This is a genomic window from Streptomyces gelaticus (genome assembly GCF_014649535.1).
GTDB classification, from domain to species: Bacteria; Actinomycetota; Actinomycetes; order Streptomycetales; family Streptomycetaceae; genus Streptomyces; species Streptomyces gelaticus.
The window spans coordinates 507,141-520,439 of sequence record NZ_BMTF01000001.1 but is presented as its reverse complement, the minus strand read 5'-3'; the positions used below and the strand labels follow the sequence as shown (position 1 = coordinate 520,439).

Sequence of the window (13,299 nt, the reverse complement as noted above, 5' to 3'; positions counted from 1 at the left end):
TCGTTCAGCGGTTGGTGTGCGTGGTGACCCAGTCGACAAGCCTGCGGGAGTAGTCCTCCCGGTGCGAGGGCCGGCCGTCCAGGAGGAAGAGATGGGAGCTGCCGGGGTAAACGACCAGGCGGGCCGGTACGTCCCGGGTGCGCAGCGCGTGGAACCACTGCTCGGCCTGGCCCACCGGGCAGGTGTCGTCCGCGCCGCCGTGCAGGATCAGGGTGGGGGCGCGTACCGCGTCGGCATGGCTGATCGGCGAGAGTTCCGTCAGCCGTTCCGGGCCGCCGATCTCGTGACCGGCGATCAGATGGCCTTCCTCGGAGGTGCCGGCCATGCTCTTCAGGTCGACCAGGACGCCGCCCGGTACGACGGCGGCGAACAGGTCGCTGCGGGTGGAGAGCCAGCAGGTCAGGTAGCCGCCGTAGCTGTAGCCGGTGAGGGCGATCCGTTCCGGGTCGACGAGCCCCTCGTCGACGAGGGTGGCGACCGGTTGCAGGATGTCCTGTTCGTCCGTCTCGCCCCAGGCGCCCACGGCGGCCGTGTAGAACGCCTCGCCGTAGCCGTCGCTGGCGCGGACGTTCAGCGTCAGGATCGTCCAGCCCCGCGAGGCCAGTTCCTGGTGGTAGAGGTGGACCGGGTCGGAGTGCGGGGCCCAGGCGTTGTGCGGGCCGCCGTGCACATCGACCAGGAGCGGGCCGCCCGGGGGTGTGTCCGCGGCGCGGGTGATCATGCCGTGCACGGCCGTGCCGTCCGCGACGGTGAACTCGCGTTCGGTGAACGGGTGGAGGGTGATCCCGGGCAGTGACCGGGCCATGTGGTCGGTGAGCCGCGCGGGCTGCGGCCCGGCCGACGCGGGCTCCGGTTCCCCGGACGTCCAGGCGTCCAGGTCGAGCAGCACGACCTCGGCGAAGCGCGTCGCGTCACAGACCACGACCGCCGCCCGGCCGGCCCCGGCGGCGACCGAGCATCCGCTGACCCCGGTGCCGGCGGGCAGCGGGGAGGCGCTGATCCCGTCCGCGCCCAGCCGGTACAGCCGGGTGGCGCCCCGGTCCCTGGCGCAGAACAGGATGTCGTCGCCGTGGAACTGCGGCATTGCGCCCGGGTATCCGGGGCCGCCGCCCATGACGTTGCGGTCCAGGGCGGCGCTGAGGGACACCGGCGCGGAGCCGTCCATCGGCTGGCGCAGCAGCTCCGCGTGGCCGACGCCGAACGAGGTCCGGCCGACGACGAGCAGCGCTGACCCGTCGGGGAACCAGCCCACCGGACCGGCGAGGCCGTCGGCGGGTCCGACCCGGCGGGGCTCGGGCGCGTTCTCCCCGACCCCCACGACATGGGCGGCCGAGGGACCGAACACGGCGGCGTCCGCAGTGGTCTGCGCCGGGTAGGCGAGCCGGGTGCCGTCGGGCGACCAGCTCGGCGGGCCGACGTGCCGGTCGCCCTCGGTGAGCTGTACGACCTCGCCCGAGTCCACCTCCACCACGAACAGCTGACTCCGGAGCGAGCCGATCAGGCCCGCCCCGTCCGCCTTCCAGCCGAGGGCGTCGATGACCACCGGCGCGCTGTCCTCCCGGTACGCCTCGGGGGCGGCGAAGGCGATGCGTGACCCGTCCGGGCTCCAGACCGGTGTGCCCGCCCCGGCCGGGCAGTTGGCGGGCGTGGTGAGCGCCACGGCCTCTCCCCCGTCGGCGGGCAGCAGCTGGAGCTGCCCGGCGCGCAAGAAGGCCAGCCGTGTCCCGTCCGGGGACCAGCGTGGCGCGGTGTCCGCCGGTCCGTGGGTGAGGCGCCGGGCCGGGCCGCCCCCGCCACGTACCTCCCAGATCGAGCGGATCACGCGGTCATTTCCGGCGTCCTGGGTGGTCAGGGTGTACGCGACACGCTCGCCGTCGGGCGACAGCGCGGGATCGCCCGGAATCTCGAACCGGTACAAGTCGTCGATCGTCAGCGGTCGGGTCATGACGCCTCCTCGGCGAGGGCAAGGTCCGGTACACAGGAGATGAGGTCGCGGGTGACCGGGTGCTCCGGGTGCTCCAGCACCCGTCCGGTGGGGCCGCGCTCGACGAGTTGTCCGCCGTCCATCACGGCGACCTGGTCGCAGAGGTAGCGGACGACCGCGAGGTTGTGGGATATGAAGAGCATCGCGAAACCCAGTTCGCGCTGGAGGCGGCGCAGCAGATTGAGCACCGCGCCCTGTACGGAGACGTCCAGCGCCGAGGTGATCTCGTCCGCGATCAGCACGGCGGGCCGGGCGGCCAGGGCCCTGGCGAGGGCCACCCGCTGGCGCTGTCCGCCGGAGAGGGCGTCCGGGGTGCGCGCGCCGCGGGCGGGGTCGATGCCGACCAGTTCGAGGTAGCGCGCCACTTCCGCGTCGCGCGCGGCGCGGCGTTCGCGGGCCGGTGCCCGGCGCCCGGGCGCCCCGCCGGACAGCGCCTCGGCCACGGACGCGCCGACGGTCATACGCGGGTCGAGCGAGGCGTACGAGTTCTGGAAGACCAGCTGTACGGGGCTGCGCCCGCGCCGGCGCGCGACTTCGGTCCCGTCGACCAGCACCCGCCCCGACTGCGTCGGCGCCAGCCCCACGACGGCCCTGCCGAGGGTCGACTTCCCCGACCCCGACCCGCCCACCAGTCCGGTCACCGTTCCTTCCGGCACCAGCAGGTCGACGTTCTCCACGGCGGTGAACCGGCCGTAGCGCACCGTGATCCCGCGCAGTTCGAGTGAGCTCATGACCGTGCCTCCGTTGCGTACGACGTGGCCGCGACGGGTCCGCCGGCCGCTTCCGTCCCGACCGGGTACCAGCAGGCGACCTGTCTGCCCGGTCCGAAGCCGGTCAGTTCGGGGGCGGCTTCGTGGCAGCGGTCCCGGGCGCGTTCGCAGCGCGGCGCGAACGGGCATCCCGTGCCGGTCTCCCCCGGTTCCGGCGGCCGGCCGGGGATGGTGGCCAGTTCCATGCCGGGGTCGGTGGTCATGGTCGGGACCGCCCCCACCAGTGCCCGGGTGTACGGGTGGGCGGCGCCGCCGAGCAGTTCGGTGACCGGAAGGTTCTCGACGATCACACCCGCGTACATCACGAGGATCCGTTCGCAGACCTGGGCGACGACGGCGAGGTCGTGGGAGATCAGCAGCAGCGCGGCGCCGGAGTCCGCGCGCACCTCGGCGAGCAGGCCGAGGACCTGTTGCTGGACCGCCACGTCGAGTGCGGTGGTGGGCTCGTCCGCGATGATCAGTTTCGGCTTCCCCATCAGTCCCATCGCGATGACGGCCCGCTGCCGCATCCCGCCGGAGTACTCGTGCGGCCGCTGCCGGGCACGGCGTTCCGGCAGGGGGATGCGGACGGCGCCGAGCCGGTCGACGGCGCGCGCCGCGGCCTGTGCGCGGCCCGCCCCCAGGTGCACCTCTGCCACCTCGGCGAGCTGCCGGCCCACGCGCAGGGCGGGGTTCAGCGAGGCCATCGGGTCCTGGAAGACCATGGCCAGTTCGGTGCCGAGCCGCGGGTCCGCCCGCGGGTCGTTCCCGTCGAAGCGCAGGGTCCCGGCCGAGACGCTGCCCGGATACGGAACGAGATCGGCGAGTGCCAGCGCGCTCAGGCTCTTGCCGGACCCCGATTCACCGACCAGGCCGACGGCCTCGCCCGCGCCGATGTCCAGCGAGATGCCGCGTACGGCCTGCCGTCCGCCGGGGAACGTCACCCGCAGATCGCGCGCCCGGACCAAGGCCCCGCCGTCGGCGTCGGTGTCGGTGTCGGAGTCGGTGTCGGAGTCGGTGTCGGTGTCGGCAGCCGTGTCCCCGGACGTCCTCGACGGCTGCGGCGGCGCCGGCTCCGGTGCCTGCGGCGCCCGCCGGCCACCGGCCTGCGCGAGCACCTCACCGACCAGACCGAACATCAGCCCCGTCAGGATCACCGCCGCGCCGGGCGCCAGGGCTGCGACCGGGTTGACGAAGATGCGGTTCAGCTGTTCGTTGAGCAGCCGCCCCCAGTCGTACTGCGGGGGCTGTACGCCGAGTCCGAGGAACGAGAGGCCGGAGAAGGCGACCAGAATGCCACCGGCGGCCTGGGTGGCGAACAGCACGGACGGTTCGGCGATGTTGGGCAGCAGATGACGTACCACCAGGTTGAAGCGGCCCACACCGAGGATCCGTGCCGCTGCCACGTAGTCGGAGCCCGCGACCGACGCCGTCAGGTTCTGTACCAGCCGGGCCATGGGCGGGACCATGGCCAGCCCCACGGCGAACACCGCTCCGGTGGTGCCCACCCCGAAGATCGTGGCGAGGAAGAGCAGGAACAGCAGCCCCGGAAAGGCCACCAGTACGCCGACCGTCGCGGTGATCAGCCGGCCCGGGCGCCGGCCCACGACCGCCGGGGCGACGCCTAGGAGCAGCCCGCCGCCGACTCCGATCACGGCGGCCAGCAGGGTGAGTCGCAGGGTCGGCCGGGTCGCCACCACGACACGGGCGGCGATGTCCCGGCCGAGCTGGTCCGTACCCAGCAGATGGGCGGCGCTGCTGCCCTGGTTGATCGCGTCCGTGTCGATCTGCGCGGCACGGTCGCCGAGCAGCACGGGGCCGAGGACGGCGACGAGCGCGACCAGCAGGCAGGCGGCGACCGCGGTGACGCCGATCGGCGTCCGGAGGGTGCGGCCGAGCCGGTTCCGCAGCGGGCCGTCATGGTCCTGATGAGACATCGTCAACTCCCGCGGACGGTGGACTGGGGGTCGGCGACGGCCACGGCCACGTCGACGGCGAAGGTGATCAGCAGTGCGGCGGCCCCGTAGACCAGCACGACGCCCTGGACCAGCGGGTAGTCCTTCTCGGTGATCGCCTGGACGATCGTGGTGCCGAGGCCGGGCCAGGCGAAGACGTTCTCGACCAGCACGGTACCGGCGAGCAGCGAGCTGAACAGCAGGCCGCTCAGGGTGAGCGAGGAGGTCAGCAGATTGGGCAGGGCGTGCCGCAGGTAGCGCAGCCGGGCCGGGAGCCGCTTGGCCCGCGCGGTCCGCATGTAGTCCTCGCCGAGCACCCGCAGGGTCTCCACCCGGACGATGCGCGACAGCGTCGCCGCCGGTACGACGGTCAGGGCCAGCACCGGCAGTACGTAGGAGTCCACGCCGCCCCGCGAGGCGACCGGGAAGAGCGGCCACGCCACGGCGAACGCCGCGATCAGGCCCACCGCCAGCAGGAATTCGGGCACCGCGCCCAGGAAGCCGGTGACCCCGGTGAACGCGAGTTCGCCGCGCCGTCTGCGGCCGTCCTTGGTCAGCACCGCGGCCGTCATGCCGACGGGGACGGCGATCAGCAGGATCAGTACGAATGCGGGAACGGCGATCTGCAAGGTGGCCGGGAGCCGGCCGGAGATGATCTCCGACACCGGCATCCGGGCACCGATCGACTCGCCCAGCCTGCCCTGGAGGAGATTTCCGACGAAGTCGCCGTACTGCTTCGGCAGCGACTGGTCCAGGCCGAGCGACTCCCGTCGGGCGGCGACCAGGGCCGGGTCGGCGGCGGTGCCGAGTGCCGCCCGTACCGGGTCGCCGGGGATCAGGTGGATCATCGCGAAGGCGGCCGTGACCAGTGCCCCGATCGACACCAGCAGCCGCCATGTGCGGCGCAGGACGAATCCGGCCCAGGGGCTGCGAACCCTGGCCCCCAGGGAGTTCAGGGTGATCGTCGCCATCAGCCGGCGCTCCGGCGCAGGGTGCTCGGGACGATGCCGCTGCCGTCCACCTCGAAGGTGACGCCCTTGCCGTAGTACCGGTTCGCCTTGCTGACGATCGGTGCGATGTCGGCATTCTTGACCAGGGCGGCGTCGGCGGCGTCCCACAGGGCGCAGCCGGAGGCGCCGGGCTTGGCCGAGGCCTGGGCGGCCAGCCGGTGGTACTCGGGGTTGGAGACGGAGCCGAAGTTGTTGCCCTTCGGCGGTGGCGGACCGTCGTAGAACTGGGTCAGCTGGTCGGGGAGCGTGACTCCGATGGGCGCCCAGGCGATGTCCCAGTCACCGCCGCCGAGGGTGCTGACGATGCTGCCGGAGCCCCTGGGCTTCGCCGTCGCCCTCACGCCGAAGGCGGTCCACTGCTGGACGGCCAGTTCGACCGCCGAGGCGACCTGCGGGCCCTGGTTGGTCGCGTAGCTGAGACCGACCGCGAGGGGTTTGCCGTCCTTGGTCCAGGTGCCGCCGCTCTTCGTCCAGCCGGCCTCGGTGAGCGCGGCGGCGGCCTTCGCCGTGTCATGGGCGGGGAGGTTGCCCTTGACGGTGTCGCCGGAGCAGGGGGTGGGGGCGATCTCGCCTATCCGGGTCGCCGGCCGGCCCTTCCCGCCGGTGGCGACGTTCCCCAGCTGTTCGAGGTCGAGTACGGAGACCAGGGCCCTGCGTACCGCGACGTCGGCGGTCGGGCGGCCGGCGGCCTGGTTGAACAGCAGTTGTCCGAACAGCGCCTCCAGGCCCCGGTACGTCACCCCGGCCGCGTCGAGGCGGTCCTGGTCGGCGCCGTTGATGAGGGCGACATTGATCTGCCCGGCCATGAGGAGGTTGGCCGCGGTCGACTCGTTGGCGACCACCTTGACCACCACCTTGCCGGGAAGTCCGGCACCGGTGGATCCGCGTGGCCCCCAGCTGTAGCCGTCCCGTTTGACGTAGGTGTAGTGGTCGCCCGGAACCGCTTCGGTCAGTCGGTAGGGGCCGCTCGCGTTGGTGGTCCTGGCCAGTGCGGTCGGCTTCGCAAGGCTGTTCTTGCACAGCAGCGGCAGCAGCCGGGACATCTGCACGATGAACGGGGCGGGCTTCGTCGTGGTGACGGTGACTGTCCGGGCCGCCTTGTCGGCCTTCGCCACAGCGGTGACGGGGACGGAGAGGCCGAGCATCGGCGACTGGTTCTTCGGATCGGCGATGTGGTTGTACTCGGCGGCAACGTCCTCGGCGGTGAGCGCCGAGCCGTCCTCGCAGGTGACCCCGGACCGGATGGTGAACGTCGCCGAGGTGGTCGTGGCGGACCATTTCTCGGCCACTCCGGGAATCGGCGAGCCGTCGGCGTCGAAGTGCACGAGGGTGTCGTACGCGAAGGAGTTCATCGCCAGTGCGGTGCTGACCAGTGCCGTGGTGGGGCTGAGGCTGCCGGGATCACCGGCGACGGCGACCACCACCGTCGAAGCGCCGACACCGCCGGCGGAGGTGCCGCCGCCGCACGCGGTCGTGGTACCGACCAGGCCGAGCACCGTGACCACCGCGGCCGCCACCCGGGTCCTGCGGGGCGTTCTGTTCCTGGTCTCCGTGCCTGCGGTGCTGGCCATGGTCACCTCCGAGGGAGCGGCACTCCGCCGCCGAGTGAGGGAACAGTAGGCAGCGCGGCACCGGCTCCGAGTGGTGGCACCGCACAAAAAACGGGCCCCCCGACGGTGCGCCGCACCGAAGACGGACCCGAGGCCCCAATGATCGCGGACGAAGGGGTTCCGGCAGTGGGAAATCCGATCGCGAGGGAGACCCGCCGCGTGAAAACCTGTGGCGCATGACCCCCCAGCGCCAGATACGGGCCGACTTCGACGCCCGGACGATCGTCGTCTACCAGGCGTACTCACCGGCGGTTGCCGAACCGGCCCTGCGGGCGCAGCGCTTCGTGCCGCCGTTCTCGTTCCGCCGGATGACCTGGATCAAGCCGTCGTTCCTCTGGCTCATGCACCGCAGCAACTGGGCGCAGAAGCCGGGCCAGGAACGGATCCTCGCGGTACGGATCACCCGGGCCGGATGGGAGGAGGCTCTCTCGCAGGCCGTGCTGACGACGGCCGACCCGTCAGCCGTCGCCCGGTCTCCCGTGCATGTCCAGTGGGATCCCGAGCGCTCGCTGCGGGGAGCCGCGCTCAACCACTACAGCATCCAGGTCGGGGTCGGACGCGGTCTGATCCGTACGTTCGCCGAGGAGTGGGTCGTCGACCTCACCGACGTGACGCCCCGCGTCCAGAAGATCGCGGCGCTCAGACAGAACGGCCGGTCCGCGCAGGCCCAGCGGCTGCTGCCGCCCGAGCGGGTCTGTCCGGTGCCCCCGGTCGTGGCGAAGAACCTTCGTATCGACTCCTGAGACCGGGCCCGCCCGGTGCGCGCGCGAGCCCGCCATCGCCGTGAGCGGAGTGCGCGCGAAGGACTGCTCGCAGACGTAGGCGTGCACGGTGCAGCCGCGGCCGATGGTGATCCGCGTGGACTCCTACGGCCGCGGGCAGGCCGCTCCGGGCGCTACGGCGGCGGCTTCGTCCTCGGCGGGGCACCGGTACCGCGTCCGTTGTACCCCCTACAGCGGTGGCTCGGCGAAGAGTTCGAGCAGCCAGCGCGCGCCCTCCGCGTTGCCGGCCCGGCCGCCGCCGATGGACGCACCCGGGAAGAGCCGCCCCCAGGAGCAGGCCCGGCCGATCGCCCCGAGCCGCCAGGCCCGACTCAGCGCACGCCGCAGCTCGGCCGTCGTGCGGCCGTCGTCCGTCCACGGTTCCAGGTAGGCGTCCCGCAGCCGGGCCGGCGCTTCGGGCCCGAACCGCTCGCGGGCCGCACGGGCGGGGACGAGGAAGCTGCAGAAGGGGTGGGAGACGACCGCGTCGCCCCAGTCGAAGAAGGTGAACCGGCCCGGCTCCGGTGCGAAGAGCTGGCCGTCGTGCAGGTCGGAGTGGTCGAGCGTGTCCGCGACGCCCACTCCCGCGAGCTCCTCGCACCACTCGACGAGCCGGGGGCGCAGCTCGGCCAGGGCCCGGCGGTCGGCGGGCTCCAGCGCGGTGTTCTCGGCCACGATCCGGTCGAAGGTCTCCGGGAGCGCGGCGGTGCGCGCACCGGGGACACCGAGCCGTTCGATCTCGTCGGCGTACGGAGCGAGGGCGCGTTGCATCCCGGCGTACTGCCGCAGCGGTTCCTCCCAGGCACGCGGATCGACCGCGCTACGGGCCGCGGCCGAGTCGAGTGCGTCGCGGAAGAGCGTGCCGCCGTCCGGCAGCAGCGACCAGCCCCGGGCCGCGTCGACGGCGAGCGGCCGCAAGACGTACGCCGGCACCCAACAGGCCAGCGCCTCGGTCAGCCCCGCCTCGAAGGCGCTGGCGGGCGGATTGGCCTTGAACCACACGGCGTCGCCGCCCGCGACGGACATCCGCACCAGCACGGACCACGGCCGGAGCCTCACCTTGCGTGGCCCGGTTTCGCGCAGCCCGTGCGCGGCGAGCCCGCGCTCCGCCCATCCGAGGGCCTCCGCCCGCCAGTCCTCCTGTGCCCAGGGCGTCACCGCGTCCGGGTACTGTCCTCGGTCCACCGCTACCGCCGCGTCACTTCGCATCGCACCATCCCACCACCGTGCCGGTCGGCCCTTCATCCGAATTTCCGGTGAGGGCGCGCGGCGAGGCACCGGGCGATGCGGGACCGGGATCTCGCGGGCTCGGTGCCCCGCTCCCCCGGCCGTTCGGCCGGGCGATAGCGTGAGTGACATGACGATCGAGCGTGCTGCAGGCCGGATTTCCGTCACCGCGTTGACCGTGCTTTCCGGTCTGCATGTTGCCTGGGGGCTGGGCTCGACATGGCCGCTGCCCGACCGGGAAACCTACTCCGACGTGGTGGTCGGCCGCCCGAACCCACCTGGCCCGGCGGCGTGTTTCGCGGTGGCGGGCGCATTGGGGACCGCGGCGCTGCTCGTCGCGGGCAGGCCGCGGCGGCGCCCGGCGCTGTCCCGGGTCGGCGCGGCCGGCGTCGCGGGCGTACTCTCTCTGCGCGGTGCGGCCGGGCTCGCGGGCCGGACGGACCTGCTGGCCCCGGGATCCGTCTCGCCCCGCTTCCGGCGCCTGGACCGGCTCGCCTACTCGCCGCTGTGCCTCGCCCTCGCAACCTCGACCGTGATCGCCACCGCCCGGCGCGAGGGGTAGCCGGTTTCTCCCGGACCCGGTCGACACGACAGGGGTCTCACGGCCGGGAGAAGCGGCAGGACGAGCGCGGCCTACTGCCGCATCTCTCCCGCGCCGATCATCCCGAGACTGTCGATCGCCGCGGGGGACAGCCTCGATTCCTCCAAGCCCGACAAGGGCATCCACGTGACGGCAGAGGTGGAGTCGTCGGTCCTGGTCACCGCGATCGGTCCGGGTTTGAGGTCGACCAGGTAGAAGAGCCCCACGAGGTTCCAGTTCACTCCGAGCCGGTGAGCGGTGTACGCCCGGGCGTCCACCAGCCGTGCGTCAAGAAGTTCGAGGCCGGTCTCCTCGTGGAGTTCACGTTCCAGCGTCTCACGCGGCTGCTCGCCGGGATCGATGCCTCCGCCGGGCAGGTGCCACAACCCCGACAGGAAGACCGGTGAGCTGTCCGAGAGCCGTGTCAACAGCAGCCGGCCCTCCGCGACAGCGATTGCATACGCCGAGACGCGTGAACGTACGTCGCTTCCCACCTTTGTCCCTCCGGGCATCGAGGTCCAGGGCTCCGGACGAGCCGTACGGGACAAGCTATCGGTCACACCAAAGGAGTCCGGATTCGGGCCGGAAGACACCCCCGCCTATCGATGCCCCAGCGTGCCCCGGACGAAGGCGGCCTGGCCCGCATGCTGCAGATCGTCCGAGATGACACTGATCAGCCGGACCCCGAGCGTGACCGGCGGCGACCATGCCTCGTCGACGATGCGGTCCAGGGCCCCGTCGTCGAGCCCCCGCACGAACTCGACGGTCCGGTCGTGGACCGCATCGTGGTACCCGAGCAACAGCTTCGCCGAGCGCACCTGCACCGCCGCGACATCAGCGCTGCTGTGTCCGTACCCGGTGGCCTCCTTCGCGAAGGGCAGATCGAAGCGGGAGGCCCAGTCCTCGGAGAACCAGACCTGTTCGACACCGGCTGCGTCGGAGACGTGGTCGTCCTGGATCCGGGTGAGATGCCATACGAGCCAGCTGATCGAGTTCGCACTGTCGTCGGGACGGGCATGGAGGTCGGCGCGTGAAAGGCCCTCGACCGCCGAGTGCACCGTCTCCCGGACGCGGGTGAACGCGTCGGTCAAAAGGTCAGCACTGTTCATGCCCTCACCATCACCGCTGCGGGCCCGCCGCCCCGCCATCGACACGCACCGCGCCCCGCCGTCCGCGTAGGGTGGCCGCATGCTCTGACACCTGCCCGGAAGCCGGGCGCCGCCATGGCCTCCCTCGTACCCGAACCGGTCCGGAACCGACGAAGGAGACTTCCCATGAGCACCTCCCGCCCCATCGACGTCCCCGACGCGTTCGCCGCGTCCTACGGCGAGAACGGTGGTGCGTCGGCCCATGCCTGGATCGCCGCGCTGCCCGGACTGGCCGCGGACTTCCTGGACCGCTGGAACCTGCGGCTGGACGGCGCCGCGGCGCACGGCATGGCTTCGCTCGTACTGCCGGTGACGTGCGCGGACGGTGCGCCCGCGGTGCTGAAGCTCCAGCAGGTCACCGAGGACAACATCGACGCCGCGCCGGGCCTGCGGGCGTGGAACGGCAACGGTGTGGTGCGCCTGCTCGACCACGATCCGGGCACCGGCACCATGCTGCTCGAACGGCTGGACGAGGCACGGCCGCTGTCGGCGGTGACCGACGACACGGCCGCCGTGCAGATCCTCGCCGAGCTACTGGCCCGCCTGGTCGCGGTGCCCGCGCCACCGGGCTTTCGACAGCTGGCCGGCATCGCCGCGGCCATGCTCGACGAGGCACCGCGCGCCGTGCCCATGCTCCATGACCCGGCCGAACGGCAACTGGTGCGCACCTGCGCGTCCGCGGTGGCCGAACTCATCGGCGAACCGGGCGACCGCCTGCTGCACTGGGATCTGCACTACGACAACATCCTCGCCGGACAACGGGAACCGTGGCTGGCCATCGATCCCGAGCCCCTGGCCGGCGACCCCGGGTTCGAACTGTTGCCGGCCATGGACAACCGCTGGGCCGAGGTGGTGGCGACCGGCGATGTGACAGGCACGGTGCTCCGCCGCTTCGACCAGCTGACGGAGGTGCTCGACCTGGACCGGCGGCGGGCGACCGGCTGGACACTGGGCCGCGTCCTGCAGAACGCGTTGTGGGACATCGAGGACGGGAAGACCGCCCTGGAACCGGCCCAAGTCACCATTGCCAGAGTCCTGTTGAGCCGATGAAGGCAGGGGCAGTACCGCCGGGGTCCGTCCGGTCCGGGAGACGGCTTCGCGGCCACGGCCTACAGCATGGTGTACTGCCTGCGCACCTCGTCGAACTCTCGACTCGGTGGCCGTTTTCATTCCGGTCGCAGTCATCGCCTGGGTTTGATGGGTGCTCAGCCACCTGCATGGTTGACCGCACGGTCATCGGAGTGTGACCGCCGGTCCCCGCCGAGGGGGCAGTCGCGTGACCCGGGCCAGGCGACGCAACGATTCGACCGGCGCCATGCGGTCGAACGTACTGGTCGTGACGAGCACCTCGTCGGCGCCGGTCTCCTCGATGGCCCTTTCGAGCTCGGTGACGACTTCGTCCTCCGTGCCGTGGAGTGGCCGGTCAGCCCGTTCTCGTGGAAGCGGCGTTCCTTGTGCGACGCCCGAGCTCGTCAGGATTCCCCCGGCCCCGTACCGCGTCCTGCCGGTACGGGGCCGGGGGGTGGGAAGCGCCCCCCTCCCGGGCTCACTCCATGGGGTAGATGTCCCCGCTCGCCATGCCGCTGACCTGCTCACTCTCCGATTCGATCCGGCGGGCCTTCTCCTTCAGGCGCCGACGTTCCTCGGGGTCGGTGGTGCGCTCGGCTTCGGCCTTCAGGTCCTTCACCTTGGCCCGCATCTGCCGCACGCGACTGCGGAGTTCGTCGGAATCACTCATGATCACTCCTTGTATGTGCCGGCCCCGTCACGGACCCGGGCCCGCCCGTCCAGCGCTCGGCCGCTGGGTCAGCCCCGGGACCGGTGCCATGGGCACCTGGACGCCTGCGCGCGTGACCAGCGGGGCCTGGCGCTCAGGAATCCGAGGCCGATGCCCATCATCCAGAAGTCCTTGGCCAGCGGGGTGCCGGCCTCGGTGGGCCGGAGGCTTCCGGGCTCCCGCATGCCGGGAACCCGCAGATAGAGACCGATCAGGCCGCTGGAGAACCCGGTCAGCGCCAGCCCGGCGAGCCGGGTCGGCACCATGGGCGCGAGCAGCGTTCCGCCGACCGTGATCTCCGTCCAGGCGAGCAGCCGGGTGAATCGCCGGGGCTCGATCTTCTTCAGGAACGGGTAGGCGACACAGGCCATGCCGTGCAGACCTTCGGCCGTCTCCGCGTCGGCCTTCAGCTTGCCCAGGCCGGTGTTCAGGATGAATGCGCCAATGGCGAGGCGAGGGGGCACGTCACGCAGTTGGAAAGTCGTCATGGGAGCCTCC

Annotated in this window: 13 protein-coding genes and 1 pseudogene; 3 read left to right on the top strand and 11 right to left on the bottom strand. The window is 72.1% G+C overall.

The genetic code is table 11. The features are described 5' to 3' along the window. Window positions 1-4 precede the first annotated feature (4 nt). The 5 genes from IE107_RS34690 to IE107_RS02335 are packed head-to-tail and all read right to left on the bottom strand — an operon-like array spanning window position 5 to window position 7,269. Entirely contained in the window at window positions 5-1,945 is a 1,941-nt protein-coding gene (locus IE107_RS34690) for a S9 family peptidase (RefSeq protein ID WP_229866644.1), read from the bottom strand. Further along, window positions 1,942-2,715: an ABC transporter ATP-binding protein gene (locus IE107_RS02350; RefSeq protein ID WP_189540403.1), complete on the bottom strand. Its 774-nt coding sequence runs from the start codon at window positions 2,713-2,715 to the stop codon at window positions 1,942-1,944. The genes IE107_RS34690 and IE107_RS02350 overlap by 4 nt, the downstream gene beginning before the upstream one ends. Continuing rightward, window positions 2,712-4,670, bottom strand: coding sequence for a dipeptide/oligopeptide/nickel ABC transporter permease/ATP-binding protein (locus IE107_RS02345; protein ID WP_189540401.1), 1,959 nt, complete (start codon window positions 4,668-4,670; stop codon window positions 2,712-2,714). Before IE107_RS02345 ends, IE107_RS02350 begins: the two co-directional genes overlap by 4 nt. A 2-nt stretch (window positions 4,671-4,672) precedes the next feature. Further along, entirely contained in the window at window positions 4,673-5,659 is a 987-nt protein-coding gene (locus IE107_RS02340; RefSeq protein WP_189540400.1) for an ABC transporter permease, read from the bottom strand. After that, window positions 5,659-7,269 (bottom strand): ABC transporter substrate-binding protein, encoded by a 1,611-nt coding sequence (locus IE107_RS02335; protein ID WP_189540398.1) that lies wholly within the window; start codon window positions 7,267-7,269, stop codon window positions 5,659-5,661. Before IE107_RS02335 ends, IE107_RS02340 begins: the two co-directional genes overlap by 1 nt. 215 nt (window positions 7,270-7,484) lie before the next feature. On the opposite strand from IE107_RS02335, the gene IE107_RS02330 reads away from it, so the two are divergent. Beyond that, window positions 7,485-8,051, top strand: a complete 567-nt coding sequence (locus IE107_RS02330; protein ID WP_189540396.1) for a DUF4291 domain-containing protein — start codon at window positions 7,485-7,487, stop codon at window positions 8,049-8,051. 207 nt (window positions 8,052-8,258) lie between these two features. Here IE107_RS02330 and IE107_RS02325 read toward each other — a convergent pair whose 3' ends face one another. Then, window positions 8,259-9,278 carry a phosphotransferase gene (locus IE107_RS02325; protein ID WP_189540394.1) on the bottom strand — a complete coding sequence of 340 codons (1,020 nt, stop codon included), beginning with the start codon at window positions 9,276-9,278 and terminating at the stop codon, window positions 8,259-8,261. Between the two features lie 148 nt (window positions 9,279-9,426). On the opposite strand from IE107_RS02325, the gene IE107_RS02320 reads away from it, so the two are divergent. Then, the gene (locus IE107_RS02320) at window positions 9,427-9,858 is read left to right on the top strand and encodes a DUF3995 domain-containing protein (protein WP_189540392.1); all 432 of its coding nucleotides are present in this window, start codon (window positions 9,427-9,429) and stop codon (window positions 9,856-9,858) included. 71 nt (window positions 9,859-9,929) lie between these two features. Here IE107_RS02320 and IE107_RS02315 read toward each other — a convergent pair whose 3' ends face one another. Beyond that, window positions 9,930-10,370 carry an NUDIX domain-containing protein gene (locus IE107_RS02315; protein ID WP_189540390.1) on the bottom strand — a complete coding sequence of 147 codons (441 nt, stop codon included), beginning with the start codon at window positions 10,368-10,370 and terminating at the stop codon, window positions 9,930-9,932. A 105-nt stretch (window positions 10,371-10,475) separates the two neighbouring features. Further along, a complete protein-coding gene (locus tag IE107_RS02310) occupies window positions 10,476-10,985 on the bottom strand; it encodes a mycothiol transferase (RefSeq protein WP_189540388.1) in 510 nt (169 codons plus the stop codon). Window positions 10,986-11,150: 165 nt separating this feature from the next. Here IE107_RS02310 and IE107_RS02305 point away from each other — a divergent pair, with 165 nt between their 5' ends. Then, window positions 11,151-12,074: an aminoglycoside phosphotransferase family protein gene (locus IE107_RS02305; protein ID WP_189540386.1), complete on the top strand. Its 924-nt coding sequence runs from the start codon at window positions 11,151-11,153 to the stop codon at window positions 12,072-12,074. A gap of 183 nt (window positions 12,075-12,257) precedes the next feature. Here the strand turns inward: IE107_RS02305 and IE107_RS34685 are convergent. The 3 genes and pseudogenes from IE107_RS34685 to IE107_RS02295 form a co-directional block, all read right to left on the bottom strand. Next, a pseudogene (locus IE107_RS34685) lies at window positions 12,258-12,481 on the bottom strand (LLM class flavin-dependent oxidoreductase); the annotation flags it as partial. Between the two features lie 89 nt (window positions 12,482-12,570). Then, window positions 12,571-12,762 (bottom strand): DUF6381 family protein, encoded by a 192-nt coding sequence (locus IE107_RS02300; protein ID WP_189540384.1) that lies wholly within the window; start codon window positions 12,760-12,762, stop codon window positions 12,571-12,573. A gap of 68 nt (window positions 12,763-12,830) precedes the next feature. Next, on the bottom strand, window positions 12,831-13,289 hold the full coding sequence (locus IE107_RS02295; RefSeq protein ID WP_189540382.1) for a hypothetical protein: 459 nt from the start codon (window positions 13,287-13,289) through the stop codon (window positions 12,831-12,833). Between the last annotated feature and the right edge of the window lie 10 nt (window positions 13,290-13,299).

Excerpts from the sequence above, each read along its gene's own strand:
- IE107_RS02335 (WP_189540398.1), bottom strand. The coding sequence starts at position 7,269 with ATGGCCAGCACCGCAGGCACGGAGACCAGGAACAGAACGCCCCGCAGG.
- IE107_RS02310 (WP_189540388.1), bottom strand. The coding sequence starts at position 10,985 with ATGAACAGTGCTGACCTTTTGACCGACGCGTTCACCCGCGTCCGGGAG.
- IE107_RS02320 (WP_189540392.1), top strand. The coding sequence starts at position 9,427 with ATGACGATCGAGCGTGCTGCAGGCCGGATTTCCGTCACCGCGTTGACC.
- IE107_RS02305 (WP_189540386.1), top strand. The coding sequence starts at position 11,151 with ATGAGCACCTCCCGCCCCATCGACGTCCCCGACGCGTTCGCCGCGTCC.
- IE107_RS02350 (WP_189540403.1), bottom strand. The coding sequence starts at position 2,715 with ATGAGCTCACTCGAACTGCGCGGGATCACGGTGCGCTACGGCCGGTTC.
- IE107_RS02330 (WP_189540396.1), top strand. The coding sequence starts at position 7,485 with ATGACCCCCCAGCGCCAGATACGGGCCGACTTCGACGCCCGGACGATC.
- IE107_RS02340 (WP_189540400.1), bottom strand. The coding sequence starts at position 5,659 with ATGGCGACGATCACCCTGAACTCCCTGGGGGCCAGGGTTCGCAGCCCC.
- IE107_RS02295 (WP_189540382.1), bottom strand. The coding sequence starts at position 13,289 with ATGACGACTTTCCAACTGCGTGACGTGCCCCCTCGCCTCGCCATTGGC.
- IE107_RS02325 (WP_189540394.1), bottom strand. The coding sequence starts at position 9,278 with ATGCGAAGTGACGCGGCGGTAGCGGTGGACCGAGGACAGTACCCGGAC.
- IE107_RS02300 (WP_189540384.1), bottom strand. The coding sequence starts at position 12,762 with ATGAGTGATTCCGACGAACTCCGCAGTCGCGTGCGGCAGATGCGGGCC.
- IE107_RS34690 (WP_229866644.1), bottom strand. The coding sequence starts at position 1,945 with ATGACCCGACCGCTGACGATCGACGACTTGTACCGGTTCGAGATTCCG.
- IE107_RS02345 (WP_189540401.1), bottom strand. The coding sequence starts at position 4,670 with ATGTCTCATCAGGACCATGACGGCCCGCTGCGGAACCGGCTCGGCCGC.